General features: G+C 45.6%; 25 protein-coding genes. All 25 read left to right on the forward strand.

Annotated elements, in window-relative coordinates:
* Entirely contained in the window at positions 1-306 is a 306-nt protein-coding gene (locus OCT63_RS10505) for a flagellar protein FliT (RefSeq protein WP_161674474.1), read from the forward strand.
* Between the two features lie 12 nt (positions 307-318).
* A complete protein-coding gene (fliS, locus tag OCT63_RS10510; protein ID WP_060468224.1) occupies positions 319-729 on the forward strand; it encodes a flagellar export chaperone FliS in 411 nt (136 codons plus the stop codon).
* A gap of 228 nt (positions 730-957) precedes the next feature.
* Positions 958-2,424 (forward strand): sigma-54 dependent transcriptional regulator, encoded by a 1,467-nt coding sequence (locus tag OCT63_RS10515; RefSeq protein WP_161749103.1) that lies wholly within the window; start codon positions 958-960, stop codon positions 2,422-2,424.
* 185 nt (positions 2,425-2,609) lie between these two features.
* The gene (locus OCT63_RS10520) at positions 2,610-3,650 is read left to right on the forward strand and encodes a sensor histidine kinase (protein WP_017056869.1); all 1,041 of its coding nucleotides are present in this window, start codon (positions 2,610-2,612) and stop codon (positions 3,648-3,650) included.
* Positions 3,651-3,682: 32 nt separating this feature from the next.
* Positions 3,683-5,092 (forward strand): sigma-54-dependent transcriptional regulator, encoded by a 1,410-nt coding sequence (locus tag OCT63_RS10525; RefSeq protein WP_269983690.1) that lies wholly within the window; start codon positions 3,683-3,685, stop codon positions 5,090-5,092.
* Positions 5,093-5,224: 132 nt separating this feature from the next.
* Complete coding sequence (gene fliE / locus OCT63_RS10530; RefSeq protein WP_060468221.1) at positions 5,225-5,536, forward strand: flagellar hook-basal body complex protein FliE; 312 nt, start codon at positions 5,225-5,227, stop codon at positions 5,534-5,536.
* A 16-nt stretch (positions 5,537-5,552) separates the two neighbouring features.
* Complete coding sequence (gene fliF / locus OCT63_RS10535; protein WP_060468220.1) at positions 5,553-7,295, forward strand: flagellar basal-body MS-ring/collar protein FliF; 1,743 nt, start codon at positions 5,553-5,555, stop codon at positions 7,293-7,295.
* Positions 7,288-8,349: a flagellar motor switch protein FliG gene (fliG, locus tag OCT63_RS10540; RefSeq protein ID WP_060468219.1), complete on the forward strand. Its 1,062-nt coding sequence runs from the start codon at positions 7,288-7,290 to the stop codon at positions 8,347-8,349. The genes fliF and fliG overlap by 8 nt, the downstream gene beginning before the upstream one ends.
* Positions 8,350-8,473: 124 nt before the next feature.
* The gene (fliH, locus tag OCT63_RS10545; protein ID WP_060468218.1) at positions 8,474-9,274 is read left to right on the forward strand and encodes a flagellar assembly protein FliH; all 801 of its coding nucleotides are present in this window, start codon (positions 8,474-8,476) and stop codon (positions 9,272-9,274) included.
* Positions 9,274-10,593 (forward strand): flagellar protein export ATPase FliI, encoded by a 1,320-nt coding sequence (gene fliI / locus OCT63_RS10550; protein WP_269983691.1) that lies wholly within the window; start codon positions 9,274-9,276, stop codon positions 10,591-10,593. Before fliH ends, fliI begins: the two co-directional genes overlap by 1 nt.
* 18 nt (positions 10,594-10,611) lie before the next feature.
* Complete coding sequence (gene fliJ, locus OCT63_RS10555; RefSeq protein ID WP_161674472.1) at positions 10,612-11,049, forward strand: flagellar export protein FliJ; 438 nt, start codon at positions 10,612-10,614, stop codon at positions 11,047-11,049.
* Between the two features lie 182 nt (positions 11,050-11,231).
* Entirely contained in the window at positions 11,232-13,361 is a 2,130-nt protein-coding gene (locus OCT63_RS10560; RefSeq protein WP_269983692.1) for a flagellar hook-length control protein FliK, read from the forward strand.
* A 57-nt stretch (positions 13,362-13,418) separates the two neighbouring features.
* Positions 13,419-13,907: a flagellar basal body-associated protein FliL gene (gene fliL / locus OCT63_RS10565; protein WP_161749106.1), complete on the forward strand. Its 489-nt coding sequence runs from the start codon at positions 13,419-13,421 to the stop codon at positions 13,905-13,907.
* Between the two features lie 7 nt (positions 13,908-13,914).
* Positions 13,915-14,958, forward strand: coding sequence for a flagellar motor switch protein FliM (fliM, locus tag OCT63_RS10570; RefSeq protein ID WP_017056879.1), 1,044 nt, complete (start codon positions 13,915-13,917; stop codon positions 14,956-14,958).
* 29 nt (positions 14,959-14,987) lie between these two features.
* The gene (gene fliN / locus OCT63_RS10575; protein WP_017056880.1) at positions 14,988-15,398 is read left to right on the forward strand and encodes a flagellar motor switch protein FliN; all 411 of its coding nucleotides are present in this window, start codon (positions 14,988-14,990) and stop codon (positions 15,396-15,398) included.
* A complete protein-coding gene (gene fliO, locus OCT63_RS10580; protein ID WP_161674468.1) occupies positions 15,398-15,838 on the forward strand; it encodes a flagellar biosynthetic protein FliO in 441 nt (146 codons plus the stop codon). The genes fliN and fliO overlap by 1 nt, the downstream gene beginning before the upstream one ends.
* Complete coding sequence (gene fliP / locus OCT63_RS10585) at positions 15,825-16,754, forward strand: flagellar type III secretion system pore protein FliP (RefSeq protein ID WP_170960253.1); 930 nt, start codon at positions 15,825-15,827, stop codon at positions 16,752-16,754. The genes fliO and fliP overlap by 14 nt, the downstream gene beginning before the upstream one ends.
* 12 nt (positions 16,755-16,766) lie before the next feature.
* The gene (gene fliQ / locus OCT63_RS10590; RefSeq protein ID WP_017056883.1) at positions 16,767-17,036 is read left to right on the forward strand and encodes a flagellar biosynthesis protein FliQ; all 270 of its coding nucleotides are present in this window, start codon (positions 16,767-16,769) and stop codon (positions 17,034-17,036) included.
* 5 nt (positions 17,037-17,041) lie between these two features.
* Positions 17,042-17,824: a flagellar biosynthetic protein FliR gene (gene fliR / locus OCT63_RS10595; protein WP_017056884.1), complete on the forward strand. Its 783-nt coding sequence runs from the start codon at positions 17,042-17,044 to the stop codon at positions 17,822-17,824.
* Positions 17,825-17,833: 9 nt separating this feature from the next.
* Complete coding sequence (gene flhB, locus OCT63_RS10600; protein ID WP_017056885.1) at positions 17,834-18,964, forward strand: flagellar biosynthesis protein FlhB; 1,131 nt, start codon at positions 17,834-17,836, stop codon at positions 18,962-18,964.
* A gap of 242 nt (positions 18,965-19,206) precedes the next feature.
* Positions 19,207-21,309: a flagellar biosynthesis protein FlhA gene (gene flhA / locus OCT63_RS10605; RefSeq protein ID WP_269983693.1), complete on the forward strand. Its 2,103-nt coding sequence runs from the start codon at positions 19,207-19,209 to the stop codon at positions 21,307-21,309.
* A 27-nt stretch (positions 21,310-21,336) separates the two neighbouring features.
* Positions 21,337-22,890: a flagellar biosynthesis protein FlhF gene (flhF, locus tag OCT63_RS10610; RefSeq protein WP_161674466.1), complete on the forward strand. Its 1,554-nt coding sequence runs from the start codon at positions 21,337-21,339 to the stop codon at positions 22,888-22,890.
* Between the two features lie 13 nt (positions 22,891-22,903).
* The gene (locus OCT63_RS10615; protein WP_060468210.1) at positions 22,904-23,791 is read left to right on the forward strand and encodes a MinD/ParA family protein; all 888 of its coding nucleotides are present in this window, start codon (positions 22,904-22,906) and stop codon (positions 23,789-23,791) included.
* Positions 23,784-24,518: an RNA polymerase sigma factor FliA gene (locus OCT63_RS10620; RefSeq protein ID WP_017056889.1), complete on the forward strand. Its 735-nt coding sequence runs from the start codon at positions 23,784-23,786 to the stop codon at positions 24,516-24,518. The genes OCT63_RS10615 and OCT63_RS10620 overlap by 8 nt, the downstream gene beginning before the upstream one ends.
* A 42-nt stretch (positions 24,519-24,560) precedes the next feature.
* Complete coding sequence (cheY, locus tag OCT63_RS10625) at positions 24,561-24,929, forward strand: chemotaxis response regulator CheY (RefSeq protein ID WP_060468209.1); 369 nt, start codon at positions 24,561-24,563, stop codon at positions 24,927-24,929.
* Positions 24,930-24,969 lie beyond the last annotated feature (40 nt).

A 24,969-nucleotide genomic window follows, 5' to 3' on the forward strand; every position in this document is an offset into this window, starting at 1 on the left:
ATGAATGGACAACTTCAAAAGCTTTGTGAACTAGATCAACTAATTATCTCTAAGCTCGAATTAAGTGAAATTAATGCTGAAGAAATAACACAGCTTGTCGATAACAGAGATCAGTTATTGCAAAACGTGTTTCAATTAATCGACTCACATCCTGACGTTAAGCAAAGTTCTGAATGGTTTGAAGCCATTACCAGAACCAGAAAATTGGTCGAATTGATGCAGTCTGAGACGAATCGAATAGGTAAAAACCTACACAAATATCGTCACGGTGCTAAATCAGTTCAACAATACAAAAAGTTTTTATAGAAGAGGTTTACTATGCGCGGTTCTTTACAGGCATATAAAAAGGTATCAGTGGATAGTCAGCTAACGGCTGCTTCACCGCATAAAATTGTGCAAATGTTAATGGCAGGTGCTATTGAGCGCTTGATCCAAGGCAAGGCGGCAATGCAGGCGGGTAATATCCCAGTGAAAGGTGAGCGACTTGGTAAAGCTTTAGATATCATTATTAGCCTACGTAGTTGTCTGTCTATGGATGACGGCGGCGATATAGCGAAAAACCTAGATCAACTTTATGAGTTCATGATCACGCAAATTTCTGCGGCAAATCACAAAAATGATCCACAGCCTATTGATGATGTTGTTGGTATTATCCGTGAAATTAAGAGCGCTTGGGACCAAATTCCGAATGAATATCACAACTTGACCTCTACTGAGGTAGGTATTTAACGAAAAATTGCAGTTTGAACCAATCTCATATCCTTTAATTGGTTGGTTGCCTTATTTTTTTAATCAAATAAAATAGAAGCCATTAGATAGCCTAATGGCTTTTTTCGTTGCTGATTTCCTTAATTTGTTCACGTAAACATAATCATTGATGTTTTTTTCTGTTTTTATCGATTACGTTGCTCACCGTTTTTCCGCATCGCACCAAAATAAAGGCAATAATTCCTACTTATGCAAGGTTTGGCAAAACTGCTTGTCGTCGACGATAACGCTCAAGATCGTCACAATTTAAGCACAATATTAGAGTTTGTAGGAGAGAGCTGCGAAGTTATCAGCTCTGAACAAGCGCGCAAAGTTGACTGGTCATTACCGTGGGCAGGCTGCATTATCGGCTCAATTAAAGGTAAAGGCTTCAACATATTATTGAATGAACAGCTTGTTCACGCCAATCACATTCCTTTACTTGTGATTAGCAAAAACAATTACTCGGTTGATGAGCTAACTAACTTCGTTGGCGAACTCGAGCTTCCTCTCAATTACCCTCAATTAAGTGATGCATTAAGGCACTGTAAAGACTTCTTAGGCCGAAAAGGGGGGCAAGTTGTGTCTTCGGCTCGTAAGAACACGCTGTTTCGTAGCCTCGTGGGGCAAAGTTCGGGCATTCAAGAAGTACGTCACTTAATTGAACAAGTCTCTTCTACGGAAGCGAACGTATTGATTCTTGGCGAATCGGGTACGGGCAAAGAAGTGGTCGCGCGTAATATTCACTACCATTCTAAGCGTCGTACTGGGCCGTTTGTGCCAGTGAATTGTGGCGCGATTCCAGCAGATTTGCTCGAAAGTGAACTGTTTGGTCACGAGAAAGGGGCGTTTACCGGCGCAATTACTGCACGTAAAGGTCGCTTTGAGTTAGCTGAAGGTGGCACGCTGTTCCTTGATGAAATTGGTGATATGCCAATGGCAATGCAAGTTAAACTGCTGCGTGTTTTGCAAGAGCGTTGTTTTGAACGTGTAGGTGGCAACACTACCATTCAAGCTAATGTCCGCGTGATAGCAGCCACACACCGCAACCTCGAAGATATGATAGACGATGAATCTTTCCGTGAGGATCTTTACTATCGCTTGAATGTCTTCCCGATTGAAATGCCGGCACTTCAAGATCGTAAAGAAGATATTCCACTGTTGCTTCAAGAGCTAATGACCAGAATGGAAGCGGAAGGTAGCATGCCTATTTGCTTTACGCCGCGCGCCATCAATTCTTTGATGGAACATGATTGGCCGGGTAATGTTCGTGAACTTGCTAACCTCATTGAACGAATGTTGATCCTCTATCCGAATAGTCTGGTCGACGTTAATCATCTTCCAACGAAGTACAGATACAGCGATATTCCTGAGTTCCAACCTGAATTTAATAGCTTTACCTCTGAAGAAGAACAAGAGCGTGATGCATTGGCGGACTTGTTTTCCGAAGATTTCAGTTTTGATCAGCAAGATGATATTGCCGACAGTGCGAATGCGCCCCAAGAGTTACCCGCTGAAGGGGTTAATCTGAAAGAGCTGCTCGCGGATATGGAAGTGAACATGATTAGTCAAGCCTTGGAGGCTCAGGGGGGGATCGTTGCTCGTGCTGCGGACATGCTTGGAATGCGAAGAACCACTCTGGTTGAAAAAATGCGTAAATATAACTTACAGCGTTAGTATTTAGTTTTAGACGAAAATACAAAAAAATAGTACACACTTTTAGCTAAATTTTAACTTTAACTAATTGAATCGATAAAACATAGCCGAGTTGTTGCTTGATTAACTATGTGATAAATATAGCAAATAGCCTGACTCGTATTGTACGTGCCAGGCTGTTTTAGTATTTGAGGCAAATTTTTGATATGCACGTATCTAACGAACCAGAAAATCAGTCACACCTAGACTCTGTTGAGCAGCAAGTTGAGCGCTATAAACAAGTGCTCGATGTGATGCCCGCTGGTGTTATCTTGTTAGATACACATGGTGAAGTGAGAGAAGCCAACCCAGAAGCGCACCGTATTCTCAGTGTTGAGTTAGTTGGTGAGAAGTGGTTTTCGGTGATTCAAAGTGCCTTCGACCCAAAAGACGATGACGGTCATGAGATCTCATTAAAGAACGGACGAAAAGTGCGTTTAGCGATTTCTGCTTCTACGACAGGTCAACTTATCTTGATTACCGACCTGACTGAGACTCGCCTATTGCAATCTCGTGTGAGTGATCTCCAGCGCTTGTCGTCGTTAGGTCGAATGGTCGCTTCGCTGGCGCATCAGGTTCGCACACCACTTTCTAGCGCGATGCTGTATGCATCAAACCTTGCCGCGCCAAACCTACCGTCGGCAACAAAGACGCGTTTTCAATCTAAGCTTATGGATAGGTTGCATGACTTAGAGAAGCAAGTTAATGATATGCTGTTGTTTGCTAAAGGGGGCGACAACAAAGTAGTTAAGCCATTTACTGTGGCTGAATTGATCAATGAATTCCACCCTATGGTTGAAGCGGCATTAAAAACCAACCAGATTGATTATTGCCAAGAAGTGGAAGGCGAAGAGACTCAAATGTTTGGTAACGCAAATGCGATCGCTTCGGCGTTAAGCAACTTGGTTTTGAATGCGGTTCAAATTGCTGGTAAGGAATCGCAGATTGATGTGTTTTTTAGACCGGTAAACGGTGAACTTAAGATATCAGTACAAGACAGTGGCCCCGGTGTACCCAAGGAGCTTCAAGGTAAAATTATGGAACCCTTCTTTACCACCCGTTCTCAAGGTACAGGTTTAGGCTTAGCGGTTGTACAAATGGTATGTCGAGCCCATGAAGGCCGGCTGGAATTGATCTCAGAAGAAGGTGATGGCGCATGTTTTACCATGTGCTTGCCACTTGAAAGAAGCGCTTCTACTGAAGACTAATAAGTTTAACTGAATTTACACTGGAGAATCCTATGGCTCAAAGCAAAGTGTTAATCGTCGAAGATGATGAAGGTCTACGCGAAGCCCTTGTCGACACTCTCGCGCTTGCTGGTTATGAATGGCTGGAAGCGGATAGTGCGGAAGATGCTCTGGTAAAATTAAAATCCAACTCCGTTGATATTGTTGTGTCTGACGTTCAAATGGCGGGCATGGGTGGTTTGGCACTATTGCGAAACATCAAGCAGCATTGGCCAAATTTACCGGTACTGTTGATGACTGCCTATGCCAACATCGAAGATGCCGTGGCGGCAATGAAAGAGGGCGCGATCGACTACATGGCGAAGCCATTTGCGCCAGAAGTATTGCTAAACATGGTGAGCCGCTACGCTCCTGTGAAGTCGGATGATAATGGCGATGCCATCGTTGCCGATAAAAAAAGCATCAAGTTAATGATGCTGGCTGATAAAGTAGCGAAAACTGACGCCAATGTCATGGTGTTGGGGCCTAGTGGTTCCGGTAAAGAGGTGATGTCTCGCTACATTCACAATGCTTCGAGTCGCAAGGATGGACCGTTTGTCGCGATTAACTGCGCTGCGATCCCCGATAATATGTTGGAAGCGACCCTGTTTGGTTATGAAAAAGGCGCTTTTACTGGCGCTATTCAGGCGTGTCCAGGTAAATTCGAACAGGCGCAAGGTGGCACTATTTTGTTGGATGAGATCAGTGAAATGGATCTTAGCCTTCAAGCGAAATTACTACGTGTATTGCAAGAACGTGAGGTTGAACGCCTAGGTAGCCGTAAGAGCATCAAATTAGATGTTCGTGTGTTGGCGACCAGTAACCGAGATCTTAAACAGTATGTTTCTGAAGGGAATTTTCGTGAAGATCTATACTACAGACTGAATGTTTTCCCAATTACTTGGCCAGCTCTGTGTGAACGTAAAGGCGATATTGAGCCGCTTGCGAAGCATTTGATTGAACGCCATTGCACTAAACTTGGAATGCCTGTTCCTGCTCTGTCTGAGCAAGCTATTAGTAAACTCGTCAATTATCCGTGGCCGGGAAATGTTCGCGAATTGGATAATGTAATACAGCGTGCGCTAATATTGAGTGAGAAAGAGCATATATCTGGTGAGCATATCCTTCTTGAAGGTGTTGATTGGCAAGATGCTAGTGGTCTACAACAAATTGTTGAAGGTAACGATGTTGCGGCGCCAGAAATTAAACCTATTTCCGAAGCAAACCCAATCAATAAAGTAGTAGCTAGCAGTGAAGGACTTGGCAATGAGCTTAGAGATCAAGAGTATGCAATAATTCTTGAAACCTTGATCGCGTGTAATGGTCGACGCAAAGATATGGCCGAAAAACTGGGCATTAGTCCTCGTACATTGCGCTATAAGTTGGCGAAAATGCGTGATGCTGGAATAGATATCCCAAACTGAGGATAGATTAGTAGTGCCAGCTTTCTGATTGTTGTAGTACGATGTCTAGTCAAAATGATGTGTGGCACGCTAATTGCTCAGTCAATAATACAGCGAAATAGATAGTCATAATTTTGACTCCTGAGGTAGTAGATGAAAATAGATGGTTTACAAGGCGAAATGCAGGCAATGATGGTTGAAGCTGCTAGCACGCGTCCCGCAGCAACGGGGCAAGCGGTCGGTGCAGATTTTGGCAACATGCTTACGCAAGCCATCAATAATGTGAACTCATTACAAAAGACCTCAGGTAATCTTCAAGCACGTTTTGATAGTGGTGACCAAAGCGTGTCTCTATCCGATGTGATGATTGCTCGTAATAAATCTAGTGTGGCTTTTGAGGCGACGATCCAAATTAGAAATAAATTGGTCGAATCGTACAAAGAGCTGATGAATATGCCGGTATAATTTAGGTAGTTAAATAGTGGCAGATAATAGTCAAACAACAGATTTAGCCGTAAACGATAGTAACGATCACGCACTTATTGCAGGTTCTGAGCTTGACGGAGAAGGGCAAAATCCCGATCTAGGTGAACGCAGTTCATCGAAATTCGATATGGCCGTGGGCGATCTCGATTTACTTCGTCAGGTTGTCTTAGTCCTTTCTATTTCTATTTGTGTAGCGCTTATTGTGATGCTTTTTTTCTGGGTAAAAGAGCCAGAAATGCGTCCATTAGGGGCTTACGAAACAGAAGAGTTGATCCCCGTTCTGGATTACTTAGACCTGCAAAAGATCGAGTACTCTCTTGAAGGCAACACTATCTCTGTTCCTGCCAGCGAGTACAACTCTCTGAAGTTGAATATGGTTCGAGCTGGTTTGAACCAAGAGCGAAACGCGGGTGATGACATTCTCATGCAAGACATGGGTTTTGGTGTGTCACAACGTTTGGAGCAAGAGCGCCTTAAATTAAGCCGTGAAAGACAGCTTGCGAAAGCCATTGAACAGATGAAACAGGTTCGTAAAGCACAGGTTTTACTGGCCTTGCCGAAACAAAGTGTGTTCGTGCGTCACAATCAAGAAGCCTCTGCTTCTGTATTCCTAACCCTTAAAACGGGCACCAACCTTAAGCAACAAGAAGTGGATTCTGTTGTGGATATGGTGGCGAGTGCCGTTCCGGGCATGAAAACCTCACGTATTACCGTAACCGATCAGCATGGTCGACTTCTGAGTTCAGGCTCTCAAGACCCGATGTCAGCGGCGCGTCGTAAAGAACACGAATTAGAGCGTAACCAAGAGCAAGCGCTGCGTGAGAAAATTGACTCTATTCTTATTCCGATTCTTGGGTTTGGTAACTATACCGCGCAGGTTGATATTCAGCTCGATTTTAGTGCGGTGGAGCAAACGAGAAAACGTTTTGATCCAAATACCCCCGCGACTCGAAGTGAGTACACGCTAGAAGACTACAATAATGGCAATACGGTTGCCGGAATTCCTGGTGCTTTGAGTAATCAGCCACCTGCTGATGCCTCAATTCCGCAAGATGTTGCCCAAATGAAAGATGGTTCTTTGACGGGCCAAGGTTCGGTTCATAAAGAAGCAACCCGAAACTTCGAGTTAGACACAACCATTAGCCATGAACGTAAACAGAGTGGAACGGTTAACCGTCAGACAGTATCTGTCGCAATAAAAGACCGCCAATCATTGAATCCAGATACGGGTGAAGTGGTCCACACGCCAATCCCCGTGAGCGAGATCAACGCGATTCGTCAGGTTTTGATTGGCACTGTGGGTTTTGATGAAACCCGTGGCGATTTACTCAACGTATTAAGCATGCAGTTTGCACCTCAAGTAACCGATGTTGTTGCTGATGTCCCAATTTGGGAGCATCCAAACTTTAATGATTGGGTACGTTGGTTCGCAAGTGCGTTGGTCATCATTGTGGTGGTGTTGGTCCTTGTTCGTCCAGCAATGAAGAAACTGCTTAATCCTGCAGCGGACAACGATGAACAGATGTATGGTCCTGACGGTATGCCAATTGGTGCTGATGGCGAAACCAGCTTAATTGGTGGTGATATCGAAGGTGGCGAACTGTTTGAGTTTGGTTCAAGTATCGACTTACCAAACCTTCATAAAGACGAAGACGTGCTGAAAGCAGTACGTGCACTCGTAGCGAATGAACCAGAGCTAGCAGCTCAAGTAGTTAAAAATTGGATGGTAGATGGCTAACGAAATAGTTCCACAACAAACGGAAGGCGGTGAAGTGCTTGATGTCTCTAGCGTGGATATCGGCTCTATCTCAGGCGATGAGCGCGCGGCGATCTTATTACTAAGTTTAAATGAAGAAGACGCTGCTGGTATTATTCGCCACCTTGAGCCTAAGCAGGTTCAACGTGTAGGTAGTGCGATGGCGCGAGCTGCGGATCTATCTCAAGAAAAAGTGGGTGCGGTTCACCGTGCATTCTTAGATGATATTCAGAAGTACACCAATATTGGTATGGGCAGTGAAGACTTTATGCGTAATGCGCTGGTGGCTGCCCTCGGTGAAGATAAGGCGAATAACCTTGTGGACCAAATACTTCTCGGCACTGGCTCGAAAGGGTTGGATTCGTTGAAGTGGATGGATCCTCGTCAGGTGGCGAGCATCATCATCAACGAACACCCTCAGATACAAACCATTGTGCTGTCGTACCTCGATTCTGACCAATCGGCAGAAATATTGTCTCAGTTCCCAGAGCGTGTTCGTCTGGACCTGATGATGCGTATTGCTAACCTTGAAGAAGTTCAACCTTCCGCTCTTGCTGAACTGAACGAAATCATGGAGAAACAGTTTGCGGGTCAAGCGGGTGCCCAAGCTGCCAAAATTGGTGGCCTGAAAGCTGCGGCTGAGATCATGAACTACATGGACAACAACGTTGAAGGTGTCTTGATGGATCAAATCCGTGACCAAGACGAAGACATGGCGACACAGATTCAAGATCTTATGTTTGTCTTTGAAAACCTTATTGAAGTTGATGATCAAGGTGTCCAGAGATTGCTGCGTGATGTTCCACAAGACGTTCTACAGAAAGCGCTTAAGGGCGCTGATGACGGTCTACGTGAGAAGATCTTTAAGAACATGTCGAAACGTGCAGCGGATATGATGAGAGACGATATTGAGGCGATGCCGCCAGTGAAAGTTTCTGACGTTGAAGCGGCTCAGAAAGAGATTTTGGGGATTGCGAGGAAAATGGCAGACAGTGGCGAGATTATGCTATCTGGTGGCGCCGACGAGTTCCTTTAATACAGAAACCTCAAAGCCCCACACTGCTGGGGCTTTTCTTTATCCAATTTCGAACCATACATTAATTAAGTTTAACTGCTTGAATGTACTAAGCAGTTTGACTCACTCATAGATAGGTACTGATATGTCAGGTGATAGAAAACGCGGCTTCCTTCGCCCTGAAGAAGATAATACGGTAGCTCAACCTCAAAAATGGGGGCTGCCTGATTACACCTCTGATGTGAGTCAACAAGCCAAAGAAACCGCCTTTAATTACGATCCTAGTTGGATGCCGACGGTTGAAAAAGCCATCGAAGATGAAGAGTTGGTTCTGACGGAAGAGCAAATCGAACTGATCAAGCAGGGCGCTTATCAGGAAGGGCTTTACCAGGGGCAAGAGGCTGGCTTTAAGCAGGGCTACGAAAAAGGCAAAGAAGAAGGGCTTGCCGCAGGTCATGCTGAAGGCAGTGAAGCCGGTAAGCTTGAAGGCGTAACGGCAGGTCAGGAGTATATTCAACAGCAAGTTGCTATCTTTATGGGGCTCGCTAATCAGTTTGCCCAACCTTTAGAGCTAATGAACGCTCAGGTTGAGAAACAACTGGTAGACATGGTGCTGACCATGGTCAAAGAAGTGGTTCATGTTGAAGTACAAACCAACCCACAGATCATATTAGATACCGTGAAAGAATCGGTAGAGTCATTGCCTATTTCTGGTCACGCGATCACATTGAAGCTTAACCCTGAAGACGTCGCGATTATTCGTTCTGCGTATGGCGAAACGGATCTGGATTGCCGCAATTGGACGCTGGTGGCAGAGCCTGCACTTAATCGTGGTGACGTACAAATCGAAGCGGGTGAGTCGAGTGTTAACTACCGCATGGAAGAGCGTGTGAAGAACGTGCTTCACAGTTTCTGCGGCGCAAACCGTCACCAAGGCCATGAGTAATGCTTGAGTTAGCGAATCGTCTTAGCCAATACAAAGTCGAAGGGCTAAAATCGCGACCCATTGCATCAGGTAAGTTAGTACGAGTTATTGGCTTAACGCTTGAAGCGACGGGCTGTAAAGCACCCATCGGCAGCCTGTGTTTAGTTGAAACCATGTCTGGTCAGATGGAAGCCGAAGTGGTTGGTTTCTCTGGTGATAACCTATTTTTGATGCCGAGTGAGCAAATCACGGGGATATTACCTGGCGCTCGTGTCACGCCAATGACCTCAGAGAGCGGTATCCCGGTTGGGATGGAGTTGCTTGGTCGAGTGATCGATGGTGTCGGTAATCCACTCGACGGGCTAGGTCCAATTTATACCGAGCAACGCGCTTTATTTAATGCTGAGCCAATCAACCCTCTAGCTCGTAAACCGATTTCTGAACCACTCGATGTTGGCCTAAAGGCGATTAACGGCTTGTTGACTGTAGGTAAAGGGCAGCGTATCGGCTTATTTGCGGGTTCTGGTGTAGGTAAGTCGGTTACGCTCGGCATGATGACTCGAGGCACAACGGCACAAGTGGTGGTAGTCGGTCTAATTGGTGAGCGTGGACGAGAAGTTAAAGAGTTTATTGAAGAAATTCTAGGTGAAGATGGTCGTAAGCGATCTGTGGTGGTCGCCGCCCCTGCGGATTCATCGCCACTGATGCGATTGAAAGGCTGTCAAACCGCACTGGCTGTCGCAGAGTACTTCCGCGACCAAGGTTTAGATGTTCTGCTATTGATGGATTCATTAACTCGTTTTGCTCAGGCACAGCGTGAAATTGCTCTGTCTGTGGGTGAGCCGCCAGCAACCAAAGGTTATCCGCCATCAGTATTCGCCAAGCTTCCTGCGCTGGTGGAGCGAGCGGGTAACGGCAACGATGAGCAAGGTTCTATCACCGCTTTCTTTACCGTGTTAACCGAAGGCGATGACTTGCAAGACCCAATAGCCGATGCGTCGCGAGCTATTCTTGATGGTCACGTTGTGTTGTCGCGTGAGATGGCGGATGCGGGTCATTACCCTGCGATTGATGTCGAGAAATCCGTCAGTCGTGTTATGCCGCAAATCACCACCGAAGAACATGTATTGATGTCGAAAGCTGTGAGGCAGGTGCTGTCTATCTGCCGTAAGAACCAAGACTTGGTATCGATTGGCGCCTACAAACCGGGTACCGATCCAGCTATTGATAGTGCCTTTACTTTGAAGCCGAAACTGGACGAGTACTTACAGCAGAAGATGAAAGAAACTGTCCCATATGACATGTGCGTTAACATGTTGAAGCATGTGTTGGGTGGCTAATAGTGAATAAGGTCAGTCATGGATAACGCATTAGAGTTTCTTCTTGATCAAGCCAAGGATAAAGAAAATCAAGCCGTACAGGCCTTAAACAAAGCAAATGCAGAGCTACAGGGCTACTACGAACAGGTCGCGCAGATCGAAAAGTACCGACTGGATTACTGCCAGCAACTTGTTGATCGAGGTAAGGCAGGACTAACCGCCAGTCAGTATGGCCACTTGAATCGCTTCTTAACCCAATTAGATGAAACGCTCTCTAAACAGAGAGAAGCGGAGCATCACTTTAAGAACCAGGTCGATAACTGCCAAGATTACTGGATGGAACTGCGTAAAAAGCGTAAATCTTACGAGTGGTTGATGGAAAAAAAGCAGAAAGAGAATGCTAGGCTGCAAGACCAAAGAGAACAAAAGCAAATGGATGAACTCTCGACTCTGTTGTATAGCCGAAAGAAGATGTGATCCTAAGCCACGAATGACACCAGTGTTGTTCGTCAGATAGTGCAATCAAAGCTTGTAGGCATGTTTCTTGCTCTGTTGTAGATAAAATTGCGCGTTATGCCTCACCAAGGCATGAAAGGTGCCCGACTTTCTTTTTGTTGCCAGATTTGTGGCAACAAAGCTTGTAGATAGAGCATGTATATATGAATGTTAGTCCTTCCTCAAATTCAACGGCCAGCAAAACGTCATCGTTGCTGGACATGGGGTCTGCTGCTTCAAAGGTCGAAGAAACCGGCGATTCAAAAGGTTTCTTTGAATCATTTAAAGAAGCACTTAGCTTTGAAGAAAGCGACAAAAAAGCTGCGCTTAAAGATACAGAAAGTGCCTCCAAACCTGAGGGCAAACAAACCTCAGCTGAAGGTGATGCGTCTTCTGAAAAGGCTAACAGTGAGTCAGCGGGGAAAACGCAAGGCGATTCAGCTGAACCTAAGAGTACAGATGCTACTAGCGACGCTCAAGCCAAACAAGCTGCTACAACTATAGACGCTGAAAAGACGTCTGTTGAAGGTGCGATGATCAATGAATCAGGAGTTGAACAAACGTCTGAATTAGATTCGCAGTCGAAAGGCAAAACCTCATCGAACATGACGGGTGACGATACCTCGGCTGAGACAGTTCAGTCCAAAGGGGAGCAACTTCAGGTTGCTTCAACTGGTCACAACTCAGCGGCTGAATTAAAAGCCAAAGATGCTTATCAAGCCAACGCAGCGATGAGCGAAGGCAATAAATTGCTTGGTCAGTTGGATGAGGCAAATAAAACGTTAAATCAGACATCGAACGGCAAAGGCTTGCCTCAGCAAGCTCAAGGTAATATCGCGGGTGCTCCTATTACAAGTGCCTCCGTTGCGGGTTTGGCGACACAACAAAATAATACTGCAAACCCAGAAAGCGCTCTTGAAGTGGACTCTGAAATTGCAGTGCTTACTGGCGGTAAAGGTGTTTCTCAGCTGACTGATGATGAAATCCGACAGCTAATGGACAAGGGTGTGACCCCCGAGCAGATCGAAGCGAGTATGAACCGAGAGCTGAGCCAAAAAAATGCGGCTAGCGCGGTTGCTACCGCTCAAAGCCAGTCACTCTCACCAGCGGATATCGAGCTAGCAAAACAGGTTGATGCTCATACCAAAGCGCTGAAGCAATTGAACGCGCAAATTGAATCAGAGCAGTCTGTTGTGGACGGTTTGCTTCAAAAACAACAAAGCGGTGCTAAGCTGACGGTTGACGAGCAAGCTGCTTTAGCCAAAGCAACGTCTAATATAGAAGTATTGAATCAACAGCTAGCTAACGTTCAGCAACAAGCGACTGCTTTACTAAGCCAAGCCCCGAACGCGAACGACACCTCAGGAAATCCAACCGCGATTGATTGGGATAACGCAGATTCGAATGAAGCCAAGGCCTTAGCGGCAATGGCATCGACAGCAGCTGTCGCGACCGCGGCTCAGCAAGCAACATCACAGGCCTCATCTCAATCTGTCACGAATGCTCTCGCGGATAAAGCAGCAATGCTACATGCCAATAATGCGCATGCGGCTCAACAGGCAGCTGCTCAACAAGCTAGCCTTGCTTCACCTCAACAACAAGCTGCGTTAGACCCTGCTTTAACTGCGCAAGGGGTGGCGATGAATGCAGCACCTGCCGCGACCAAAGCCGGCTCAACGGACATGTTACTTAAAGCTGGAGCGGGTGCAGCAGCACTGTCTGGTCTTGGAAAAGCGGGTGCTAAAGAAGACTCTAAAGATTCGACATTTGCTCAACAGATCGCTTCTGCTGCGGTTGTTCAAGGCGCTGCAACTGCGGGTTCTGCGCCAACCCGAGCTGAGATTCAAGCCGCTCAACAAGCGCCTTTGCAGCTGACTAAAGAGCTAGCGAATGAACAGGTCGCGGAAAAAGTGCAAATGATGATGTCTAAGAACCTTAAGAACTTAGACATTCGCCTCGACCCACCAGAGTTGGGGCAAATGAAGATTCGAATGACCATGAATAATGACGTGGCGAATGTGCACTTTACGGTGAGTAATCAGCAGGCGAGAGATGTAATTGAACAAACCTTACCTCGCTTGAGAGAGATGTTAGCTCAACAAGGGATGCAGCTTGCTGATTCATCAGTTCAACAACAGAGTTCTGGTCAGGGCCAAGATAGTTACAACAATGGTGAACAGCAATCAGGTCCTAACCGCACAAATGATGGTCAAGGTGATGAAAATCTTGATAGCAGCAGCAATCTTGAATTGAATGTCGCATCAAAGCGTGATGGAATTAGCTATTATGCCTAATATCAGCCCTATCCCAGTTAGTTAGTTAGTGGGAACAACAGGAAATTAGAGAGCAGTATGACTGAAGAACAAGATCCAGCTAAAAAGAAAAGTAAGCTCCTTATCATTATTATTGCCGTAATCGTAATATTGCTTGGTGTCGGCGCGGCGCTGTTCTTTTTCTTAGGATCCGATGATGGTGGTTCGGAGTCTCAATCCCAACCAGCTACTGCAGCGGTCGCTGTAGAACCCGTCATGTATGTTAATATTCCACAGCCTTTCTTGTTCAATGTTTCGGGTGATAAGAAAGATCGTCTTGTCCAGATAAAAGCACAGTTGATGGTACGTGGCAGCAAGAATGAAGATTTAGCTCGTTATCATTCTCCGCTAGTAGAAAGTACGCTATTAGCAACGTTCGCTTCGGCAACGGTCGATCAATTGCGCTCTCCAACGGGGCGGGTTGAACTGCGAAACAAGGCAACTGAAGATATTAAAGCAAGTCTGGCTCAAGCTGTTGGCCAGCCTGTGATTGAAAAAGTGTTATTCACTGATTTCGTAATTCAATAGGTAATTTGTGACCGATTTATTAAGCCAAGACGAAATTGATGCGCTATTGCATGGCGTTGATGATGTTGAAGAAGTTGAAGATGTCTTAGAAACCGAGAATGACAGTGCGGTCAATTTCGACTTCTCATCTCAAGATCGAATCGTTCGTGGTCGAATGCCGACCCTTGAACTTATTAACGAGCGTTTTGCACGTCATATGCGGATCAGTTTATTTAATATGTTGCGAAAAACGGCTGAAGTGTCGATTAACGGCGTACAAATGATGAAGTTTGGTGAGTACCAGAACACATTGTATGTACCCACCAGTTTGAACATGGTTCGTTTTCGCCCATTAAAAGGTACAGCACTGATAACGATGGAAGCGCGCCTTGTTTTCATCTTGGTAGAGAACTTTTTTGGTGGTGATGGTCGTTTCCACGCTAAGATTGAAGGTCGTGAATTTACGCCTACCGAAAGGCGAATTATTCAGCTATTACTTAAAATTGTGTTTGAAGATTACAAAGAAGCTTGGTCTCCAGTGATGGGGGTTGAGTTTGAATATTTGGATTCGGAAGTGAACCCAAGTATGGCCAACATTGTGAGCCCGACAGAAGTAATTGTTGTGAGCTCATTTCACATTGAAGTGGATGGCGGTGGTGGTGACTTCCACGTGGTGATGCCTTATTCGATGGTTGAGCCGATTCGTGAATTGCTGGATGCGGGTGTTCAATCAGACAAAATGGAAACCGACGTTCGTTGGAGTTCAGCCCTGCGTGATGAAATTATGGATGTGCCAGTCAATTTTCGTGTAAACCTACTAGAGCAAGACATTTCTCTGCGTGACTTAATGGAGTTACGTCCTGGTGATGTTATCCCCATAAACATGCCAGAAAATGCGACTATGTTTGTTGAAGATTTGCCTACGTATCGTGTGAAAATGGGGCGTTCGGGTGAAAAGCTCGCGGTACAGATTTCTGAAAAAATTCAAAGACCGCATGTGGTCAAAACTGATCTCGCATTTTTAGGCAAGGATTTAATGTCTGAGCTAGAAAACGACGATGATAACGAATAGTAAAATAGATAAAAGTATAGGAATTGGTAATGGAACCTAGTGAAGATCAAAAGTTAGCAGATGAATGGGCTGCAGCTCTTGGTGAAGACCCTTCTGCACCATCAATTGATGTTGATGATGTTCTAGCGGCACCACTCGACGAGCTAACCGATTCATCGTCTCCGATTTCTGAAGATGAGCGCCGTAAACTGGATACCATCATGGATATCCCTGTCACCATTTCAATGGAAGTTGGACGCTCTAAGATCAGCATTCGTAACTTACTTCAATTGAATCAGGGGTCAGTGGTGGAGCTAGAGAGAATTGCTGGCGAGTCTCTAGATGTGATGGTTAACGGAACCTTGATTGCTCACGGTGAAGTGGTTGTGGTGAACGATAAATTTGGTATTCGTTTGACTGACGTTATTAGCCAAACAGAACGAATTAAGAAGCTGCGTTAATGGGCCTTCTTTCTCAAGGGTTGACAGGTTTACCCCGCGGGTTCACAGGTGTCGTTCGTGGGCTGATAGGAGTAGGGCTATTCTCTATTCCTTCCATAGCCTTTGCCGCGGCACCTCCCTCTCTCGATTTAGCGACCACCTTTGGGTCGCTAATTTTCGTTATAGCCTTCATTTTATTTATTGCTTGGCTACTGAAGCGAATGCAAGTTCCGGCGATGTCGAATCAACAAGGTTTGGCGATTGTTAGGCAAATACCTGTCGGCACCAAAGAGCGTATTGCTATTGTTCAAGCCGGTGATGAGCAGTTCTTAGTGGGCATTACCACGCAGTCAATTCAGCTGATCTCTAAGCTCGATAAACCTCTTACTCAGGAGATGCTGGAAAAAAGTACATTTTCAAGTCAGCTTTCCCAGCTAATAAAAAAAGATGCAAACAAGTAACGGATTTTTGGAATCTTCTTACTTTTGCCAAACCGGATCTTTCCGATTGGTGAAAGTGTGCTTGGTTCAGCTCATTTTACTCTGCTCGCTCGTGTTCAGTGTGTCGGTATTTGCACAAGCTGAAGACGACACTGTGATTCCTGCGAATACCGCTGGCTCAGAGTCGGTCACCATTAGCACGATGGAACAAGATCAAGCCAAATCGCAAACCATGACTACGGGCAGCTTGACGGGTAATGGCGGAGGGATTCCTGCCTTCACCATGACAACCAACGCCAATGGCGGTGAAGATTACTCTATTAACCTGCAAATTCTGGCGTTAATGACCATGCTTGGCTTCTTGCCGGCAATGGTGATTTTGATGACTTCGTTCACTCGTATTGTGGTGGTGATGTCTATCTTGCGTCAGGCGATGGGTTTACAGCAAACGCCTTCAAACCAAGTGATCATTGGTATCGCGATATTTTTGACCTTCTTCATCATGTCACCGGTGATCAATCAGGTTAACGAACAAGCGGTTCAGCCCTATTTGAATGAACAGATATCGGCGCGACAGGCGTTTGATGTAGCCCAAGGCCCAATTAAATCATTCATGTTGAAACAGACTCGAATTAAAGATCTCGAGACTTTTGTTGAGATCTCTGGAGCGGAAGTAACCAATCCTGAAGATGTATCAATGGCGGTTCTGATTCCTGCGTTTATCACATCAGAGCTAAAAACGGCTTTCCAGATCGGTTTTATGCTGTTTTTACCGTTTTTGATTATCGACTTGGTGGTAGCTTCGGTGTTGATGGCGATGGGTATGATGATGTTATCTCCGATGATTGTATCGTTACCGTTTAAGTTGATGCTGTTTGTCCTGGTTGATGGTTGGAATTTGATACTCTCCACACTCGCCGGCAGTTTTGCCTTGTAGCTGGGGGGAATAATGAATCCTGAAATATTCGTAGAGTTGTTCCGAGACGCACTTTGGATGGTTCTGATCATGGTGTGTGCCATTATTATTCCTAGCCTGTTAATCGGTTTAGTCGTCGCCATTTTCCAAGCTGCGACGTCTATCAACGAACAAACCTTGAGTTTTCTACCACGTTTAATCGTGACCTTACTAGCGTTGATGATGTTTGCTCACTGGATGACTCAGATGATGATGGAGTTCTTTTTTGAACTCATCGAACGCTTGCCTCAAGTATTGTACTAGACCAAATGGAATACCCAACGAGCCTTGTACTAGAGTGGTTAGCCAATTATTTTTGGCCATACACTCGCATCTCAGCCATGCTGATGGTGATGACGGTAACCGGTGCACGCTTTGTGTCGCCGCGTATTCGTCTGTATTTAGGCTTGGCGATTACTTTGGCTGTGATGCCTGCGATTCCTGCGGTCCCCAAAGAGATCGAACTGCTGTCGTTTCAAGGGTTCTTGACGGTCTTTGAGCAAATTGTGATTGGCGTTTCAATGGGGTTTGTTACCCAATTCATGATCCAAACTTTCGTTATGCTCGGCCAAATTCTGGGTATGCAATCAAGCTTGGGTTTCGCTTCTATGGTGGATCCAGCGAACGGTCAAAATACGCCAGTACTTGGTCAACTTTTTATGCTGTTGGCGACCATGTTTTTCTTGGCGACCGATGGTCACTTGAAAATGTTGCAACTGGTGGTGTTCAGCTTTAAAACCTTGCCGATTGGCAGTGGGTCTTTAACCGCCGTCGATTTCAGAGAGCTGGCACTGTGGTTGGGTATCATGTTTAAAACGGCATTGGCAATGTCGTTGTCGGGTATTATTGCGCTGCTGACGATTAACCTTTCATTTGGTGTAATGACACGTGCGGCACCTCAGCTAAACATATTTTCTTTGGGTTTTGCATTTGCGCTACTCGTCGGTCTGTTACTTTGTTGGTATATCCTTGGCAGCTTGTATAGCCATTATGAGCTATTCTGGTTGCAAAGTGAGCAACAGATATGTCGTCTAATCCGGTTAGATTGCTAGGAGACTGAAATGGCAGAGTCAGACGGTCAAGAACGCACAGAAGACGCCACGCCCAAACGCTTGCAACAGGCCAAAGAGAAAGGGCAGGTTGCAAGGTCAAAAGAACTGGCATCAGCGTCGGTACTGATAGTTGGTGCGATTGCCTTAATGTGGTTTGGCGAATCGATGGCGAAGGCTTTATTCGAGGCCATGCAACGCCTGTTTTCGCTCAGTCGTGACGAAATCTTTGACACCAATAAACTCCTTGAAATCGCCGGTGGTGCACTGGTGAACTTGTTGTTTCCGTTATTCTTGATTCTGATAACTTTGTTCGTAGCGGCAGTCATTGGTGCGGCGGGTGTCGGTGGTATTAATTTCTCGATGCAAGCGGCGATGCCAAAAGCGTCTAAGTTAAACCCACTGAGCGGCATCAAGCGTATGTTTGGTCTACAAAGTTGGGTTGAGCTGCTGAAGTCTATTCTGAAGGTGGCACTCGTGTCGGGCATGGCCATCTATCTTATCCAAGCCTCTCAGCATGACTTGATGCAGTTGAGCATGGATGTGTACCCACAGAATATCTTCCACGCTTTGGATATCTTGCTTAACTTTATTCTCCTAATCAGTTGTTCCTTGCTGATCGTGGTCGCCATTGATATCCCATTTCAGATTTGGCAACACGCCGATCAGTTGAAGATGACTAAGCAAGAAGTGAAAGACGAGTTCAAAGACACCGAGGGTAAACCGGAAGTTAAGGGACGAATTCGCATGTTGCAAAGAGAAGCGGCTCAGCGTCGAATGATGGCAGATGTGCCTCAAGCGGATGTGATTGTGACCAACCCAGAGCACTTTTCGGTGGCTCTGCGCTATAAGCAGAATCAAGATAAGGCACCGATTGTGGTCGCTAAAGGTGTTGATCATATGGCGATGAAGATTCGTGAAATTGCCCGTGAAAATGACATCTATATCGTTCCAGCACCACCGTTGGCGAGGGCGCTTTATCACACCACAGAGCTCGAACAACAAATTCCTGACGGTCTGTTTACTGCGGTAGCACAAATACTTGCCTATGTTTTCCAACTGAAACAGTATCGAAAACGCGGGGGAGAGAGGCCAAAACTGCAAGATTCCAATATGCCGATCCCACCCGATTTACGTCATTAGATCAATTGCTTGAGCTTAGCTTGATGAACCCTGATAATAGGAGGCTGGCTATTACTCTTTTCTACAAAGTAATGGCGACAATTTGACGTAAGATGTTGGTACAGTGTTTGCTATATCAACTCCGAACATAATAAGTCCGTGTATTATAAACCCGTACATTACAAACCATAGAAACATAGCTTAGACCTGAGCCTCAATCCGCTTGGTGAGATAGCTACAACATAGCGAAACTGTCTAGATTTATGAAATTCTCCCTGCCTTTTGCGGACAAGCTACCGAAAATTCCTAACCGTGCTATGCCTGCGATTGGAGCACCAGTTATGGTACTTGCAACGCTTGCTATGGTGGTGTTGCCCATTCCTGCTTTCTTGTTGGATATGTTCTTCACCTTCAATATTGCCTTGTCTATGGTTGTGCTACTGGTTTCGGTTTATACCCGTAGGCCATTAGATTTCGCGGCATTTCCTACCGTTCTTCTGATTGCGACGCTACTTCGATTAGCCTTGAACGTTGCTTCGACACGTGTGGTATTACTCCATGGTCACGAAGGTGGTGACTCCGCTGGTAACGTTATTGAAGCCTTCGGTAACGTCGTTATCGGCGGTAATTATGCGGTTGGTTTAGTGGTGTTTTTGATCCTGATGATCATCAACTTTATGGTTGTCACCAAAGGTGCGGGCCGTATCTCGGAAGTAAGTGCCCGTTTTACGCTAGATGCTTTGCCTGGTAAACAAATGGCAATTGATGCCGACTTAAATGCGGGTTTGATTGACCAAGATCAGGCTCGAACCCGACGTTTTGAAGTGACCAAAGAAGCCGATTTCTATGGTTCGATGGACGGTGCTTCAAAGTTTGTTAAAGGCGATGCTATCGCTGGTATATTGATCTTGTTTATCAACATCATAGGTGGTTTGAGTATCGGTATGGCTCAATTCGACCTTGGTTTCGGTGAAGCTATCGAAATCTATACGCTATTGACCATCGGTGATGGTTTGGTTGCACAAATTCCGTCTCTATTACTGTCTATCGCCGCAGCGATGATGGTAACGCGTCAAAATACCGATGAAGATATGGGGCAGCAGCTCGTCTTCCAAATGTTGGATAACCCAAAGGCTTTGATGATCACCGCCGGTATCCTTGGGGTGATGGGTATTGTTCCTGGTATGCCGCACTTTTCTTTCTTAAGTTTGGCTGCTGTGGCGGGTGCTGGTGCCTACTTTATCGATAAAAAGAATAAGGCAAAGGCTGAAGACACAAACCTGCCAGCCACCGTCGATGCTAATGGTGACACACCCTCATCGCAAAAAGAGCTCTCATGGGACGATGTTCAACCCGTCGATATTATCGGCTTAGAAGTAGGTTACCGCCTGATTCCGTTGGTTGATCGAGATCAAGGTGGTGAACTGCTTGAACGGGTAAAAGGAGTGCGTAAGAAGCTGTCCCAAGACTTCGGTTTTTTGATCCCCGCTGTACATATTCGCGATAACCTAGAACTGACGCCAAACAGCTACCGAATCACTCTGATGGGAGTCGCGGTTGGCGAGGCCGAGATTAAACCTGATATGGAATTGGCGATTAACCCTGGCCAAGTCTATGGAATGATCGAAGGTGAGCCGACCATTGACCCTGCATTTGGTCTCGAGGCCGTGTGGATTCGTGAAGAGCAGCGCGAGCATGCGCAAGCTTTAGGCTACACGGTTGTGGACTCCTCAACTGTACTGGCGACACACCTTAGTCAACTGTTGACTAATAATGCTTCGCAGTTAATTGGCCATGAAGAAGTTCAGAATCTACTGGAAATGCTTGGTCGTTCAACGCCTAAGCTGGTCGAAGGTTTTGTACCGGATCAACTGCCGCTTGGTGTGGTTGTGAAAGTGCTTCAAAACCTACTAAATGAAGCCATTCCAATTCGTGATATTCGAACGATAGTCCAAACTTTGTCGGAGTACTCCGGTAAGAGTCAAGAACCTGACATACTTACAGCGGCTGCCCGTATCTCTCTAAAAAGACTAATTGTCCAAGAAATCAATGGTATAGAGACAGAATTGCCGGTAATAACCTTAATACCAGAGTTGGAACAAATCTTGCACCAAACCATGCAAGCATCTAGCGGAGAATCTGCAGGTATTGAGCCTGGTTTAGCGGAGCGCTTACAGACCTCCCTTAGCCATGCCACACAAGAGCAAGAGTTGAAAGGGGAGCCAGCGGTGTTATTGACCTCTGGGGTGCTTCGTTCGACTCTCGCTAAGTTCGTGAAAAACACGATCCCAAGCTTGAGAGTGTTATCTTACCAAGAGATACCGGACGAAAAGCAGATACGTATAGTACAAGCTGTTGGTAATTAAGCCGCCTAATTAGAACGGACGATCGAATTGAAAATTAAACGATTTTTTGCAAAAGATATGCGAACAGCTCTGCTCCAAGTTAAAGAAGAACTTGGCTCAGAAGCGGTGATCATGTCTAACAAAAAGGTCGCAGGTGGTGTGGAAATTGTTGCCGCTATCGATGGTGAATCAAGCCAGTCGACAGCGAGCCCAAGAATCAATAAACCTCAGCAACCGGCGCAAAGTCAGTATACGCAAATGGCAGCGACCGCGGCGTCAACTGGTTCTCGTCAATTAGATGAAGATAAGGTGAACCTGCAATCGAATGCTGAAGGTGGACGTTCAATGACTAAGCGCTTTGCGAATATGCTCAAGCAATACAGTCATGGGGCCGATGATGAGCCACAACACCGAGCAGAAAATGAAGATTCATTGTCTGCGTTGCTGAATCGTCAATCAGGCACAGGCAGTAGCCATCACGCTAATAGTCATCAAGATTCTAATCGCCATCAAGGTTCTAATAGTAACCAGCCGCCGCGCAGTAATGTAGATTCAGCATTTGCTCGTGAAACGGGTTTATCCAAACTGATTGCTGAAGATCGCAGAGTCGATCGCCCAGCTCCTCGTCTCGACCCTACGCGTTATGATCGTGGCCGTGAAAGTGCTCCATCCAAAGGCTCTGATACTGAAATGGAAACGATGCGCGACGAGATGACTTCAATTCGTCGTTTACTCGAGCATCAAGTATCTGGCCTGATGTGGCAAGAGGTTGAACGCCGAGAGCCTTTAAGAGCCATGTTGATCAAGCGCCTTGAAAGAATGGGCGTTTCAGCAGAACTGGCTGATCAAATGGCGTGCTATATCCCAGAAGACACCAAGCCGGCTCGAGCGTGGAAGGCATTGCTTGCGTTGGTTGCAGACCAAATCTCGGTCACACAAAAAGATATTCTAAAACGTGGTGGTATTGTGGCCTTATTGGGCCCAACTGGAGTGGGTAAAACCACCACCGTTGCTAAGCTAGCGGCACGCGCAGCCATGGAATATGGCGCCGACAACGTCGCATTAGTGACAACTGACACATATCGTATAGGTGCGCACGAGCAGTTATCTATTTATGGTCGAATTATGGGTTGCCCGGTAAGAGTTGCTAAAGATTCTAGCGAATTGGCCGATGTAATATACCAGTTACGTAATCGTCGCCTAATTCTGGTCGATACTGCAGGTATGGGGCAACGAGATGTTCGCCTATCTGAGCAGTTAGACACATTGATGCAAGAGAGTGGTTCCGTTATCAATAGTTACCTTGTATTGCCCGCAACCGCGCAACGTAAAGTGCTACAAGAAACAATTGAACACTTTAGAAGAATCCCATTGTCGGGATGCATCATGACTAAGCTTGATGAGTCCCTCAGTCTAGGTGAATTCATCAGTGTAGTGATACAAAATGCATTACCAGTTGCTTACATAGCAAATGGTCAACGAGTTCCTGAAGATATCGTCATAGCTCAGCCAAAGTACATGATGGCTAAGGCTAATGAGCTATTAGAGAAATCTACAGAGAATGAACCTCATTACTGGAATAGCGATTCTGAAGGGCTCTAGGCGGCGGATAAATATGAATGAAAATATGATACACGATCAAGCTAGCGGCCTCCGTCGCTTAACTAAGCCTTCACTTACCAAAGTTATCGCTGTAACGGGTGGTAAGGGTGGGGTCGGTAAATCTAATGTGACGTTAGGTATGGCTATTTGTATGGCACGCCAAGGCAAAAAAGTCATGGTGTTGGACGCCGACTTAGGGCTCGCTAACGTTGATATTATGTTAGGTATTCGTTCTAAACGAAACCTTGGCCATGTGTTGGCGGGGGAGTGTGAGTTAAAAGATGCGATTGTTGAAGGGCCACACGGAATTAAAATAATTCCAGCGACTTCGGGTACACAAAGCATGACTGAACTTTCACATGCTCAGCACGCGGGTTTGATTCGCGCCTTTGGTTCACTTGAAGATGAGATGGATATCTTATTAGTCGACACTGCTGCGGGTATATCGGATATGGTGATCAGCTTCTCAAGAGCGGCGCAGGATGTTGTTGTCGTCGTTTGTGATGAACCTACCTCGATTACTGATGCATATGCCTTGATCAAATTGTTGAGTAGAGAACATCAAGTTCAGCGATTCAAAGTTGTTGCAAATATGGTCAGAAGCTACCGTGAAGGCCGAGAATTATTTGCAAAGTTGACTTTGGTCACAGAGCGCTTCTTGAATGTGAGCCTCGAACTCGTAGCATGTATTCCTTTAGATGATAAAGTACGTCAATCAGTTAAGAGACAGAAAATCGTAGTCGATGCGTTTCCTCGCTCTCCTGCGGCATTGGCTATCAGCTCATTGGCAAGTAAAGCATTGACCTGGCCAATACCAAAAACACCAAGCGGACACTTGGAGTTCTTTGTTGAAAGGCTACTGAACCGTACTGAATTTGTAGAGGAACCATTTGGTGAATAAAGCGCTTACTTACGACCAACATGCTAATCATAATAGCCAGCAGGCTTTTTTTGAGAAGTACTCTGTGTTGGTAAAACGTATCGCTCATCATTTGTTGGGGCGATTACCGCCTAATGTATTGGTTGATGACTTGATTCAAGCTGGCATGATTGGTTTGATTGAAGCACAACAAAATTATGATGGTACCAAAGGCGCAAGTTTTGAGACGTATGCAGGTATTCGAATTCGTGGGGCGATGTTGGATGATATTCGCCGCGGGGATTGGGTGCCGAGATCGGTTCATAGAAATAATCGAGAAATCAGCAGTGCAATTGCGGATTTAGAGGGTACACTCAACCGCGATCCAAGTGATGCCGAAGTAGCAAAACATATGGGGCTCACTTTAGAGCAGTATCATAGTGCTTTAACTGATATTAATTGCTCAAGATTGGTTGGGATCGAAGATTTGGGGGTCTCAGATGATGTAATATCTCCGAATGAAGACTCTCAAGATAACACACCTTTTCAAGGGGTTGCTGATGAGTCATTCCGCCAAGCTTTGATCGATTCAATAAAACAGCTTCCAGAAAGAGAAGGCCTTGTGCTTTCGCTTTATTACGACGAAGAACTCAATTTAAAAGAGATAGGGGAAGTGCTAGGTGTCAGCGAATCTCGCGTCAGCCAAATACTGAGCCAATCTATGCAGCGTTTACGCACTAAGTTAAGTGCTTGGACACAGAACGACTAACAACACTGATTTTATTCAGTGGAGGCTAATTTGAACAAAAACATGAAAATTCTCATTGTTGATGATTTTTCAACGATGCGCCGAATTGTTAAAAACCTACTTCGTGATTTAGGTTTCAACAACACACAAGAAGCAGATGATGGCTTGACCGCGTTACCTATGCTGAAAAAAGGCGAATTTGATTTCGTGGTAACTGACTGGAATATGCCTGGCATGCAAGGTATCGACCTGCTAAAACACATTCGCTCAGATGCAGAACTTAAGCACCTTCCAGTACTTATGATCACAGCAGAAGCGAAGCGTGAGCAGATCATAGAAGCAGCGCAAGCCGGTGTTAATGGTTACATTGTGAAGCCTTTCACTGCCGCAACGCTGAAAGAGAAACTTGATAAGATTTTTGAGCGCTTATAAGCATTGACAATATAACCTGTTTTAGGCGCTTCTAGAGAGG

The sequence above is a fragment of the Vibrio sp. RW genome (assembly GCF_027587105.1).
Lineage (GTDB): Bacteria > Pseudomonadota > Gammaproteobacteria > Enterobacterales > Vibrionaceae > Vibrio > Vibrio toranzoniae.